Below are 12059 nucleotides of genomic sequence, written 5' to 3'. Positions count from 1 at the left end.
ACATTTTTTTGGAGTTACAAATGGACGCCACAATGACAGAAACCTCTTCCGTTCATTTTACCGTCAGTGCAGCCGACAAGGTTGCCTCTTTATTGGCTGAAGAAGATAATCCTAAACTCAACCTCCGGGTTTTCATTAGCGGTGGAGGGTGTTCGGGTTATCAGTATGGCTTTACGTTTGACGATGTCATTAATGAGGACGATACCATCGTCTCCCAGCAATGCTCAGATGGCAGTTCACGAGTGAATTTATTGATTGATTCTATGAGCTATCAATATCTTTCTGATGCAGAAATCGATTATGTCAAAGGCATACAGGGCGAACAGTTTGTAATTCGTAACCCTAATGCAAAAACAACTTGTGGTTGTGGTTCTTCTTTCAGTATGGATGAGGATGAGTAGTATTTTATTTCCTGCCTTCCCATTATTGCTCTAAGTTCCCGCTTTCGCCTGGAATGTCCTTCATCCCGACTTTCTCAGGATGAAGGCGTAGGCATAACTCTAGTAAGGTCTTACGATCACTTTTGTTCCAATCTTGACGAAATTCTGATTCAACCATTTAGCATCGCCAGGTCTTACGCGAATACAGCCGTGACTGGCATTGTAATTGGGAACATCAGGAGACCCGTGTATTGCATAATATTTACTGAAAAACATGCAATAAGGCATGGGAGCTCCGCCCTTTCCCAAAGGATAACGGCTGGAACGGCATCCTGCCCCGCTTTTACTCATTACCCGGTAAGTTCCCGAAGGGGTTTTACAAGAGCGTCTGATATCACGGCAGTAATGACTTCCACCAGATGCTTTTCCGCTTCGTACCACCTTCCCATTACTGGATATCGCAACCCAGGTTAATTTTCTCGGATTAAAAATAAATGTATTGGAGGCTACATTAATGTGGGGTACATTGTCTGGAATTATTGCATTGTCGGCATAGGCATTATCGAATACACAAAAAGCAAATGCAGCGAGGATGAATTTGCGGAGGTTTCTTGCTTCCATGATCTGTCCTTTAGATGATCCTAACCTAAATATAGTTCATTTATTAGGCAGTTCCAGTCTTCAGGAATTAAGAGTTGTTTTGCTGATAATCAAAATAGAAGGATTTTTACTTTTATCAAGCCATTGAAGCAGCAATTGCAGATTTTTTTCCTCCATTGCAATGCAACCATGTGTTCCCTGATTCTCAGAACGCCATATTCGGGTATTGTACATCGCATGGATTAACTTCTTTAGCCCAGCACGTCGGGAGGGCATATACACTGGCCAGTAGTCCTTAACAATCAGGAAATTTTTCATCATAGATCCGCTGGTCTGCCTGGTGTTGAAAAGCCAATAGCGAAGGCTTGTGGCGATCCGGAATTATTTAATTGATCCAGGAAGAGCAGCTTTATCCACCACCGAACCCAATTGCCCCTGCTGAGCAGAATTCCGAGGCAGCCAGATTCCCAAAGGAGTGAACAGGCTTTTTAATTCCTGTGAGCAATCATTATAAAAATAGGCCCCACCCCATCCATAGGGTCTGTTTTGCAGTTGTTAATTGCAATAGCTCGGTTTGCTTCAGAAAACTCAAGGGTTTCCAAAGCAGCAAGATTCATATTGTGCTTTATTCTATTTAACCATTTGGCATCATGTTCTTTAAAGTTTTCACCATAATGACGTGCCGAAGGTTCTTTGTTTTGATTATTGAATTCATCCAGTATTTCCAGTTCAGTTTGCTTTATTTTAGGAAAAAGTGAACGGACAAGGCCTTCACTCCAGGGAGACAGACCATTCGCATCACTTGAGTAATAATATTGATAGAACTGCTCTACCTGCAGCTCCTGATAATTACTGCTTAATATCGGTGCATCATAATCAATGCTATCAGCAGGGAGATAATCATTGACATTTTGCGAGTACAGATCAAGCGGAAAATCATAGATGGGAACTTCAACCGCATGCCCGATTACCGGAATTAAAATAGCAAGAATGCAAAATAAAGCGAATGATCTTAAAGCAATTCCTGACATTAAAACACACTAAATGGGCGATTTTACACCATTCTATCATATAAATTTAATCGCTTAAAGAAGAGTGTATTTACACCTCCTCCTCAAAGCGGTTGACTCCCGATTTTTTTACTAAAAATTCTATAAAATTTTTGTGGCCCGCTAGCTCTTCCTCACTGGCGCTATACACCGGAATATTATACTGAACATTACTAACTACCGCTTCGGTTTCAACAATAATTTGCTGCTCTTCTTCCAGATCGCTGCCAAATAAGCTGGTTTGCCCGCCAGTCATTGCCAGATAAACAAATGCCAAGATTTCAGCATCAAGGAGCGCTCCATGAAACTGGCGATGCGAATTGTCGATTTCATAGCGTTTGCAAAGCGCGTCGAGACTATTTCGCTGGCCAGGATGTTTTTCTTTTGCCATCACCAGGGTATCAAGGACCATGCAATATTTATCAAGCCGATGCGGATGCTTAAGATGCCCGAGTTCAGCATTGATGAAGCCCACATCGAAGGGGGCATTATGAATGATTAATTCGCTATCGCAGATGAAATTAAGAAACTCATCAGCAATTTCAGAAAAACGCGGCTTATCTTTTAGAAACTCGGTACTGATCCCATGTACCCGAAATGCTCCCTCATCCACTTCTCGTTCAGGATTGATATAAACATGGTAATGCTTACCGGTTAATTTTCTATCAAGAAGCTCTACACAGCCAATTTCAATAATACGGTGTCCCGCATCATGACTAATACCCGTGGTTTCTGTATCAAGAACGATTTGGCGCATAAAATTATCTCTTTAATTTAGTTTTGTAATAACTCTGAAATAGCAAGATTTGCCAGCTCGTCTGCCAGCTCATTTTCGACATGACCGGAATGCCCTTTTACCCAATGCCAGTTAATCTGATGTTTCTGAGCCAAAGCATCAAGCTGCTGCCAGAGATCCGCATTTTTTACAGCTTCTTTTTTAGAATTTTTCCAACCATTTTTTTTCCACTGAAAAAGCCATCCCGTCATACCTTGACGGACATATTGGGAGTCGGTGTATAGCTCTACCTGGCAAGAACGATTCAAAAGAGTAAGTGCCTGAATGGCAGCCATCAGCTCCATTCGGTTGTTTGTAGTATGCGCTTCCCCGCCATATATTTTTTTTTCCTGGCCTTTATAGCGTAATAAAGCCCCCCATCCACCAGGACCGGGGTTGCCTTTGCATGCTCCATCAGTAAAAATTTCAACAATCATAGTGAATTCAATCTTCAATAAAGCGGGGAGTGTAACATCATTTTTGGAATTCTGAATTCTCCTTCTGATATTTTCTGTTTAGCAACTTCGATATCCGGTGAAAAATAGCGATCTGATTCATAATGCCTTACACAGGATCTCAGCTTTTCATAGAAAAACTTCAGAGGGGTTGAGGTTGATAATGGCTGATGAAAGTCAAGCCCCTGACAGGCAGCCAACAACTCAATAGCCAGAATAGTTTTTGTATTATCCAGCATCAAATGCAATCGTCTGGCCGCATTTGTGGCCATGGAAACATGATCTTCCTGATTGGCAGAAGTCGGCAAACTATCGACTGAATGCGGATGCGCCAAAGCTTTGTTGTCGCTGGCACAGGCTGCCGCTGTCACATGAGCAATCATAAATCCAGAATTAAGCCCCCCTTCCTTAACCAGATAAGCCGGCAATCCGCTGAAATTCTTGTCTATAAGCAAAGCTATTCGTCTTTCAGAGTTAGCCCCTATTTCTGCAATAGCAAGCGCCAGATTATCGGCCGCCATAGCCAGTGCTTCACCATGAAAGTTACCACCCGATAATATTTCATGTTCTCTTGTGAAAACCAGAGGATTATCAGTAATTGCATTGACCTCAACCGCCAGAGTATCTCTGACAAAATTCATTTGATGCAAAACTGCACCCATGATCTGTGGCTGACATCGTAGTGAATAAGGATCCTGCACTCTATTGCAGGAACGATGAGACTCTCTGATTTCACTTTTAGCCAATAACTCGCGATAAAACTGCGCGACGACACGCTGTGACTGATGTCCACGAATTCGATGAATGCGATCATCAAAAGGCGTATCGCTTCCCAGCGCCGCATCCAGTGAAAGGCAGCCGGCAATTATAGCGGTTTCAAACAAAGTCACACATTGATAATAAGCCTGTAAACAGATAGCGGCAGAAACCTGCAAGCCATTCAATAAGGCCAGCCCCTCTTTGGGGCCAAGTTCCAGGGATTTTAAGCCGGTAAGTGCCAATCCTTCTTCAGCAGGCATTACTTTACCTTGATAACGTACATTCCCGGCACCAATTAATGGTAAACTAAGATGAGCAAGAGGAACCAGATCCCCTGAAGCCCCCACTGATCCTTTGGCAGGAACGCAAGGCCAGAGTTGATGGTTATACATCGACAGAAAAGCCTGAATCAACGCCGGACTTACCCCAGAATATCCCTGAGCAAGACTATTTATTTTCAGAAGAAGAATTGAGGCAACCGTCTCATCATCCAGAAGCTCGCCCGTTCCACAGGCATGCGACAAAACAATATTTCGCTGCAATTGTCTCAGATTCTCAGGACTTATTGTCTGAGACGCCAGCGAACCAAAGCCGGTATTAATTCCATAGACAATTTTTTTATCACGAATTACTGACTCCACTTCTTTGAAAGAGGCCTCAATATCGGCATGAGAACTTTCATCAAGCGTAATAACCTGCTTTGAAACCAAAAGCGCTCTGATTCTGGCCAGTGTTAATTCGCCCGGAACTATGCTTACAGATTCAAACATGGGCTTTTTCCTCTTCCATAGGTAACCACAAATGATTTTCATGAGCACATTGTCTGGCTAGAGAGTAACCTGCATCGGCATGACGCATAACACCTGAAGCCGGATCGTTATACAATACTCTTGCCAATCGTCTGGCAGCCTCATCAGTTCCATCAGCAACGATGACCATTCCTGCATGCTGGGAAAATCCCATACCAACACCGCCGCCATGATGAATACTGACCCAGGTTGCCCCACTGGCACAATTGAGCAAGGCGTTTAGTAAAGGCCAGTCGGAGACGGCATCGCTCCCGTCAATCATTCCTTCCGTCTCACGGTTTGGGCTTGCGACTGAACCGGAATCAAGATGATCGCGGCCAATCACAACAGGGGCTTTTAATTCCCCATTTTTAACCATTTGATTGAAGGCTAATCCCAGGCGTGCCCGGTCTTTGAGTCCAACCCAGCAAATTCTGGCTGGCAAGCCCTGGAAACTGATTCTTTCCTTCGCCATATCCAGCCAGCGATGAAGCGGCTGATTTTCCGGCAATAATTCTTTTACCTTTTCATCAGTTGCATAGATGTCTTCGGGATCTCCTGATAATGCAACCAAACGGAAAGGCCCCACGCCTTCACAAAACAACGGCCTGATATAGCTTGGAACAAAACCTGGAATGGCAAAGGCGTCTTTGACTCCAGTTTCAAATGCCATTTGGCGAATATTATTGCCATAATCAAATACTGGAATACCCTGTGTCTGGAAATAGAGCATGGCTTTGACTTGCTCCGCCATTGATGACTTCGCTGCCGTAACTACTTCTTCAGGATGGGTTCGTCTCAGTGAAGCCGCTTTTTCCAAAGTCCATCCTTTTGGTAAATAGCCATTGAGCGGATCATGGGCGCTGGTTTGATCGGTTATCAGATCGGGACGAACCCCGCGCTTTGCCAGCTCCGGATAAATATCGGCCGCATTACCGAGCAGACCAACCGATACCGGCGCATTACTGCTGAGGGCTTTATTAATCCAATCCAAAGCCTCATCCAGATTATCAGTACTTTTGTCCAGATAACGAGTGTGCAGCCGTTTATCGATACGGGTCTGATCGCATTCAACTGCCAGCATACTGGCCCCTGCCATTGTGGCGGCCAAGGGTTGGGCCCCACCCATTCCACCAAGCCCGGCAGTTAATATCCATTTTCCTGCCAGACTTCCCTGATAATGTTTTTTCCCTGCAGCAACAAAGGTTTCATAAGTACCTTGAACGATGCCTTGAGAGCCAATATAGATCCAGCTTCCTGCGGTCATCTGGCCATACATCATCAGACCTTTTTTGTCTAATTCATTGAAATGTTCCCAGTTTGCCCAATGAGGAACCAGATTAGAGTTGGCAATCAGCACGCGGGGAGCATCCTCATGCGTTGTAAAAACCCCTACTGGTTTGCCTGATTGGATTAAAAGGGTCTGATTCGATTCGAGCTTTTTTAAAATTCTGACTATTGCATCAAAGCAGTCCCAGTTTCGCGCTGCTTTTCCAAGCCCACCATAGACAATTAATGAATCGGGTCTTTCTGCGACCTCCGGATCAAGGTTGTTGCACAGCATTCGCAAGGCAGCTTCTGTTAACCAGCTTCCTGCCTCGAGCTCATTGCCTGTTCTGGCTTTCACCAGTCGCTCCCTAGTAGATTGCACACTCATTGTACTGCTCCCTTAGACATTCCGAGGGAGATAGCATACACCAGAGAATGGTGTGCTGGAATATAGCTATCAGACAAGAAATATCAACTGAATTGACGAATCCGATGCGCCTTCTAATCATCCCACCACTATCCTGATGAAAACTTATAATCCACATGCTACACTTGCAGCAATATATGTGAAGATACCTATCGTGAATACAATACCCTATACCCATCCGCCTTCCTTGAAAGTTTTTTTTGCCACAGAGATGTGGGAAAGATATGGCTTTTATGTGGTTCAATCCCTTTTAGCCCTCTATCTTGCTCTTCACTTTGAGTGGCCTGATGATCAGGTCTATTCATTAGTAGGCTCTTTCACCGCAGTTACCTATTTATCCCCACTAGTCGGTGGGTGGATAGCCGATAATTTACTGGGTCAGAAACGAACAGTTATTGTGGGTGCCCTCTGCCTGTTTACCAGTTATTTATTTCTTTCTCTTTTTTCATCCCCCGCCATTCTGACTGCGGCTTTGTCGGGAATAGCAGTCGGTACAGGTCTTTTAAAACCCAATATTTCCTCGCTTCTCGGCAATGAATATTCTGCAGACTCTCCCAGGCGGGAAAGCGGTTTTACGATATTTTATATGGGGATAACTACTGGAATTATTCTCGGAACCACTCTGCCGAGCCAGCTAAATGAGCACTTCGGTTGGGGCGTTTCCTTTTTCAGTGCCGCGCTTGGGATGATCATCTCACTTTTTGTCTTTGGGTTCGGTGTTAAACTTTACAAAATTGAAGACTATCATCCTTTCCAGTATCAGGCGACCAAGCTTTTTAAAGCAGCCGCTATTATGCTGGCATTGTGGGGAGTTTCTTTTCTTATTCTTAATTTCGCAAGTATTGCCAATGCGGCTTTTGGAACAGTAGTTATCATTTCTCTCGCCTATCTGGTGACCACCATTCAGCGGGAAAGTGGTACCCAGGCCCGGCAAACGATGGTTATTGGGCTTCTCTGTATCATCTCTGTAATGTTCTGGGCATTTTATTTTCAGATGTTTCTGTCTTTGACTTTATTGATTTCGCGTGTCGTAGAGCCCACATTGTTAGGTATTAACTTTCCACCGCCCTATTATGTCAGCATTCAAAGCTTCGGTATGCTGGTATTCGGCTATTTTCTATCACGCCGCGCCCCGCGCCTGAATTCAACCCAAAATGGCTTGAGCACCGGCAACAAATTTGTTCTGGCAATGATTTTTATGACCCTGGCTTATGGACTTATTACCTTTGTCTGTGTGACTGATAGCCATAGTCATCTGTTATCCCCCTGGTTATTTATCCCGGCGTATCTGCTTATCTCAATAGCGGAGCTATTGCTTTCACCTGTGGGTTTGTCTGCGATTACCGTATTGGCCAGCAGGCGTAAAGTAAGCACCATGATGGGAATTTTCTTTGTTTCTCTTGGCATCGGCGGCTTCCTTTCAGGTAAACTGGCTAATTTAACCTCTGTAGAAGGCGGTTCGACTATGTCTGTTTCGCTTTTGAAAATGCACTATGCCCAATCATTTACGCAGCTGTTAATTATCCTTCTGGTTGCTACATTACTTTGTATCGGTTTGAATCTGATAATCAGGAAGTTATTGCTTGGGAAATCAGACTAATGCGAAATTAAAATTGGACTGTTGTAAAAATTTTTCTGCCTTAATGGCGGTAGTTCCCGGCTTCTGTTAAAATCAGGCCCTTTAAAATTGAGATGAAATAGTCTATGTCTGAATACTCTACCCAGCTTAACCAGCTCCTTACCTATCTTGATGACATTCATGCGAATGATATCAAAGTACTCGATGTCAAGGAGCAGACTACAATTACCGATTATATGATTATCGCAAGCGGGCGCTCTTCACGCCATGTTAAATCAATTGCTGATTTTGTCATGGAAAAAATGAAGGCTGATGGTTATCCCGCGCTTTCAGAGAATGGTATCGAACACGGTGACTGGGCTTTGGTAGACTTCGGCGATTATGTTCTCCATGTAATGCAGCCTGATAGTCGTGCCTTCTATAATCTTGAAGCCTTATGGGAAAAATAAGTCTGGCTATTTAACTGTATGTTTAAAATAACAATTATTGCCTGCGGTAATAAAATGCCCTCATGGGTCAATGAAGGTGTAAAGGAGTACGCCAAGCGCCTGAAAGAAGCCACGAGCCTGAATCTTGTAGAAATTCCTTTGGGAAAACGAAGCAGCTCCAGTGACCTGTCAAGACTGATGGAAAAAGAAGCTGAGCTAATCCTGTCAGCTATTCCCTCCTCTTCGTATGTTATTGCACTGGCGATTAATGGTAAACAATTTAGCAGCGAAGCGCTGGCTGCCAAAGTTGAAAAGTTACAGCTTGGAAACAGTCATGTCTGTTTTATTATTGGCGGGCCAGAGGGATTGAGCACCGAGGTTCTCGAACGTGCTAATGAGCAGTGGTCACTGTCACATTTAACGCTGCCGCATCCTCTTGTAAGAATTATGTTACTCGAAAGTCTCTATCGTGCATGGTCGATAATTCAGAATCACCCTTATCACAAATGAGTAATTGATGTAATATAGCCGCTCTTAATGGCCCAGACATGTTCAAAGATGCGATTTAATCACTCTGTAAAAAATGACCGTATCGAATCGCGAATGCATCTTTTTCGTCTTAACCTTTTGATCGCTCTGGTTATTTGCTTCACCATTATTCTGATTTCGCGCCTGGCTTATCTGCAGCTATCCCAATTTAAACGCTATGAAACTCTCTCGCTGAAAAACCAGATGAGTATCATACCAATCGCCCCTCCGCGTGGCATCATACTCGATAGAAACGGCGTGGTTCTCGCCGAAAATGTTCCTGTTTATGTACTGGAAATTATTCCCGAGCGGGTGAAAAACATGCAGGTGACGCTAAGGCAATTGCAGGCCCTGCTTCCTTCAATTTCAGATGATGATATTGAAAGCTTCAAAAAAGCGCGATCCCAGAATCGCTCGTTTGTACCTGTCCCAATTAAATTAAAACTGTCTCAGGAAGAAGTTGCCCTGTTTGCAACGCATCAGCATCAATTTGACGGTGTTAGCATTAAAGCAAGACTTATGCGTTATTACCCCTTGGGAGAAATGACCGCTCATCTGTTAGGTTATGTTGGACGAATCAATGTGCAGGAATTGCAGCGTGTTGATCCAACCAATTATCGCGCAACCAATTTTATCGGTAAGTCCGGTATTGAAAAGTACTACGAAACGCTTTTGCATGGTCAGGTGGGCTATCAGCAGGTTGAAACGGATGTGAGCGGACGAACACTTCGAGTGGTCAGTAAACAAAATCCCATTTCGGGGGAAAAGCTATACCTTACTATTGATACAAGGCTTCAGCGAGTGGCTTATGAAGCATTGCAGGATAAGCGTGGCGCAGTCGTAGCTATCAATCCTCATAATGGGGATATTCTGGCTATGGTAAGCTCCCCAAGCTATGATCCCAATCTATTTGTAAACGGGATTCGTTCTGAAGACTACCAAAGGCTTTCAACTGCCAAGGATAGACCTTTATATAATCGCGCAGTCAGAGGCCTCTATCCACCAGCCTCCACAATTAAACCTTTTATCGCGCTGGCGGGTTTGGAAAAAGGGGTCGTGGACACAAATTACAGCGTTTATGATCCAGGCTGGTTTAAGTTACCCGGGGTCAGCCATTCCTATCGCGACTGGAAAAAAACAGGACATGGTATCATTAATATCAAGCGCGCTATTACCGTTTCCTGCGATACCTACTTTTATCAGCTCGGGCATCGAATGGGTATCGCCTCCATTGAAGATATGCTTACTCAGTTTGGTTATGGGCAACTAACTCATGTCGACTTGCATGAAGAAGCGCCAGGTCTTGTTCCTAATAACCGCTGGAAAAGACGAAGCAAGGGATTGCCCTGGTACCCTGGGGACACATTAATCACAGCAATAGGTCAGGGCTTTATGCTAGCCTCTCCTTTGCAGATAGCCAATGCGACAGCGGCGATGAGCCAGAAAGGTGTTCGCTATCGCCCCCATTTAATGGCCAAGTCAATCCAGAGTGATCGCGAAGAAACCCATCCTTATAAACCGCTGGAAGAATACCCTATCAAGTTAAAAGATGATAATTACTGGAACATCATTTCAGATGCCATGCATTCCGTTATTACAAACAATGAGGGGACCGGCTATCGATTCGGACGCAATGCCCCCTATTCTGTAGCTGCTAAAACAGGCACTGCTCAAGTATTCAGTCTCCCTCAGAATGAGAAAAAAAGGCTTGGAGAAATCCCAGAGTATTTACGCGATCATTCACTATTTATTGCCTTTGCCCCGGTAGAGAACCCGGAGATTGCCATCGCAGTGATTGTTGAGAATGATACAGCCGCATCTGGAGTGGCCAGAAAGGTGCTTGATGCCTATTTTGAACTTCAAAACGGAAAAGATCCCTCATGAATACACAGCCAATGCGCCCGGTTTACCGTTTTACCTCGAAATCATTGCATGTTGACTGGCCCTTGCTAGTCCTCATTTTATCCATTGTCATGTTTGGAATGCTGATTCTGTACAGCGCATCCAATCAGGATATGAGTATGATCATGCGCCAGGGAATGCGTCTTTTCTTTGCTTTTGGAATTATGCTGATTTTTGCAGCGATCCCTCCACATAAATACAAAATCTGGACACCCTGGATCTATTGCGTCGGCCTTGGATTACTTCTGGCCGTAATGGTGATGGGGAAAATTGGTAAAGGAGCTCAGCGCTGGCTTGACTTGGGTGTATTTCGCTTTCAACCTTCAGAAATTATGAAATTAGCCATCCCCATGATGACCGCCTGGTATCTGGATAGAAAGCCAGTTCCCATTAATATGAAAACCCTTATTATTGCCTCCATCATGATTTTCTTTCCAGCGTTGCTAATTGCCAAGCAGCCCGACTTAGGTACAGCAATCATGGTAGTTTCTGCTGGACTAAGCGCAATTTTTCTCGCAGGAATTCGGCTTCGTATTATTATGATTGCTGTCATTCTTATTGGTTCAGCAGCCCCGCTGCTCTGGCATGTTATGCATGACTATCAGAAACAGCGGATCCTGACCTTATTAAACCCGGAGCATGATCCATTAGGTTCGGGTTATCACATTATCCAGTCAAAAATTGCTATAGGTTCAGGAGGATTATTCGGAAAAGGCTGGCTTGAAGGCAGTCAGTCACATCTGAACTTCCTTCCCGAACATGCCACTGATTTTATTTTTGCCGTTTGCGGTGAAGAATTCGGATTTCTTGGCAGCCTTGCGCTAATCATTTTATTCATACTGGTGTCATTTCGCGGTTTGCAAATCGCCATACAGGCTCAAACAAGTTACACACGGTTACTGGCAGCAAGTCTTGCGATGACTTTCTTTTTATCAGCCTTTGTGAATATTGGTATGGTGATGGGGATATTACCTGTTGTTGGCATCCCGCTTCCTCTGGTTAGTTATGGCGGTACTGCGATGGTCACTTTTCTTGCAAGCTTTGGCATTTTAATGTCGATTAGCACCCATCGAATTTTATTTAATAACTTGCGATAGGTTTTCAACTCAGTAACCCTGCA

The 12059-nt window shown here is 44.1% G+C and carries 14 protein-coding genes; 6 read left to right on the top strand and 8 right to left on the bottom strand.

Going from position 1 to position 12059, the window contains the following annotated elements; all coding sequences use genetic code 11:
* The first annotated feature begins 20 nt into the window (after window positions 1-20).
* Window positions 21-401 (top strand): iron-sulfur cluster insertion protein ErpA, encoded by a 381-nt coding sequence (erpA, locus tag LXA66_RS01900; RefSeq protein ID WP_058506481.1) that lies wholly within the window; start codon window positions 21-23, stop codon window positions 399-401.
* Window positions 402-500: 99 nt separating this feature from the next.
* On the opposite strand, the gene LXA66_RS01895 is transcribed toward erpA, so the two are convergent.
* The 8 genes from LXA66_RS01895 to hutU form a co-directional block, all read right to left on the bottom strand.
* Window positions 501-1001, bottom strand: a complete 501-nt coding sequence (locus tag LXA66_RS01895) for a L,D-transpeptidase (RefSeq protein ID WP_233011674.1) — start codon at window positions 999-1001, stop codon at window positions 501-503.
* Between the two features lie 60 nt (window positions 1002-1061).
* Complete coding sequence (locus LXA66_RS01890; RefSeq protein ID WP_233011673.1) at window positions 1062-1301, bottom strand: hypothetical protein; 240 nt, start codon at window positions 1299-1301, stop codon at window positions 1062-1064.
* 60 nt (window positions 1302-1361) lie between these two features.
* Entirely contained in the window at window positions 1362-1463 is a 102-nt protein-coding gene (locus tag LXA66_RS15870) for a hypothetical protein (RefSeq protein ID WP_370637156.1), read from the bottom strand.
* 5 nt (window positions 1464-1468) lie between these two features.
* Window positions 1469-2011 carry an NlpC/P60 family N-terminal domain-containing protein gene (locus LXA66_RS01885; RefSeq protein WP_233011672.1) on the bottom strand — a complete coding sequence of 181 codons (543 nt, stop codon included), beginning with the start codon at window positions 2009-2011 and terminating at the stop codon, window positions 1469-1471.
* Between the two features lie 70 nt (window positions 2012-2081).
* Window positions 2082-2786 (bottom strand): DNA polymerase III subunit epsilon, encoded by a 705-nt coding sequence (gene dnaQ, locus LXA66_RS01880; RefSeq protein WP_233011671.1) that lies wholly within the window; start codon window positions 2784-2786, stop codon window positions 2082-2084.
* Between the two features lie 17 nt (window positions 2787-2803).
* On the bottom strand, window positions 2804-3241 hold the full coding sequence (gene rnhA, locus LXA66_RS01875; RefSeq protein WP_112219590.1) for a ribonuclease HI: 438 nt from the start codon (window positions 3239-3241) through the stop codon (window positions 2804-2806).
* Window positions 3242-3255: 14 nt separating this feature from the next.
* Window positions 3256-4788 (bottom strand): histidine ammonia-lyase, encoded by a 1533-nt coding sequence (gene hutH, locus LXA66_RS01870; protein WP_233011670.1) that lies wholly within the window; start codon window positions 4786-4788, stop codon window positions 3256-3258.
* Window positions 4781-6463 carry a urocanate hydratase gene (gene hutU / locus LXA66_RS01865; RefSeq protein WP_233011669.1) on the bottom strand — a complete coding sequence of 561 codons (1683 nt, stop codon included), beginning with the start codon at window positions 6461-6463 and terminating at the stop codon, window positions 4781-4783. Before hutU ends, hutH begins: the two co-directional genes overlap by 8 nt.
* A gap of 193 nt (window positions 6464-6656) precedes the next feature.
* Here hutU and LXA66_RS01860 point away from each other — a divergent pair, with 193 nt between their 5' ends.
* The 5 genes from LXA66_RS01860 to rodA all read left to right on the top strand — a co-directional run bounded on the left by LXA66_RS01860 (window position 6657) and on the right by rodA (window position 12036).
* Window positions 6657-8102 (top strand): peptide MFS transporter, encoded by a 1446-nt coding sequence (locus LXA66_RS01860; RefSeq protein WP_370637116.1) that lies wholly within the window; start codon window positions 6657-6659, stop codon window positions 8100-8102.
* Between the two features lie 104 nt (window positions 8103-8206).
* Window positions 8207-8530, top strand: coding sequence for a ribosome silencing factor (gene rsfS / locus LXA66_RS01855; RefSeq protein WP_112219594.1), 324 nt, complete (start codon window positions 8207-8209; stop codon window positions 8528-8530).
* An 18-nt stretch (window positions 8531-8548) separates the two neighbouring features.
* Window positions 8549-9019 (top strand): 23S rRNA (pseudouridine(1915)-N(3))-methyltransferase RlmH, encoded by a 471-nt coding sequence (gene rlmH / locus LXA66_RS01850; RefSeq protein WP_233011668.1) that lies wholly within the window; start codon window positions 8549-8551, stop codon window positions 9017-9019.
* Window positions 9020-9067: 48 nt separating this feature from the next.
* The gene (gene mrdA, locus LXA66_RS01845; protein ID WP_233011667.1) at window positions 9068-10921 is read left to right on the top strand and encodes a penicillin-binding protein 2; all 1854 of its coding nucleotides are present in this window, start codon (window positions 9068-9070) and stop codon (window positions 10919-10921) included.
* Window positions 10918-12036 carry a rod shape-determining protein RodA gene (gene rodA, locus LXA66_RS01840; protein WP_233011666.1) on the top strand — a complete coding sequence of 373 codons (1119 nt, stop codon included), beginning with the start codon at window positions 10918-10920 and terminating at the stop codon, window positions 12034-12036. The genes mrdA and rodA overlap by 4 nt, the downstream gene beginning before the upstream one ends.
* The last annotated feature ends 23 nt before the right edge of the window (window positions 12037-12059 follow it).

The sequence above is a fragment of the Legionella sp. 16cNR16C genome (assembly GCF_021297775.1).
Taxonomy (GTDB): domain Bacteria; phylum Pseudomonadota; class Gammaproteobacteria; order Legionellales; family Legionellaceae; genus Legionella_C; species Legionella_C quinlivanii_A.
The sequence above is the reverse complement of the archived record's forward strand: the minus strand, read 5'-3'. Positions and strand labels throughout refer to the sequence as shown.

Bases quoted from the DNA above. Each gene is read 5' to 3' on its own strand.
- erpA (WP_058506481.1), top strand. From the start codon at position 21: ATGGACGCCACAATGACAGAAACCTCTTCCGTTCATTTTACCGTCAGT.
- LXA66_RS01895 (WP_233011674.1), bottom strand. From the start codon at position 1,001: ATGGAAGCAAGAAACCTCCGCAAATTCATCCTCGCTGCATTTGCTTTT.
- LXA66_RS01890 (WP_233011673.1), bottom strand. From the start codon at position 1,301: ATGATGAAAAATTTCCTGATTGTTAAGGACTACTGGCCAGTGTATATG.
- LXA66_RS01885 (WP_233011672.1), bottom strand. From the start codon at position 2,011: ATGTCAGGAATTGCTTTAAGATCATTCGCTTTATTTTGCATTCTTGCT.
- dnaQ (WP_233011671.1), bottom strand. From the start codon at position 2,786: ATGCGCCAAATCGTTCTTGATACAGAAACCACGGGTATTAGTCATGAT.
- rnhA (WP_112219590.1), bottom strand. From the start codon at position 3,241: ATGATTGTTGAAATTTTTACTGATGGAGCATGCAAAGGCAACCCCGGT.
- hutH (WP_233011670.1), bottom strand. From the start codon at position 4,788: ATGTTTGAATCTGTAAGCATAGTTCCGGGCGAATTAACACTGGCCAGA.
- hutU (WP_233011669.1), bottom strand. From the start codon at position 6,463: ATGAGTGTGCAATCTACTAGGGAGCGACTGGTGAAAGCCAGAACAGGC.
- rsfS (WP_112219594.1), top strand. From the start codon at position 8,207: ATGTCTGAATACTCTACCCAGCTTAACCAGCTCCTTACCTATCTTGAT.
- rlmH (WP_233011668.1), top strand. From the start codon at position 8,549: ATGTTTAAAATAACAATTATTGCCTGCGGTAATAAAATGCCCTCATGG.
- mrdA (WP_233011667.1), top strand. From the start codon at position 9,068: ATGCGATTTAATCACTCTGTAAAAAATGACCGTATCGAATCGCGAATG.
- rodA (WP_233011666.1), top strand. From the start codon at position 10,918: ATGAATACACAGCCAATGCGCCCGGTTTACCGTTTTACCTCGAAATCA.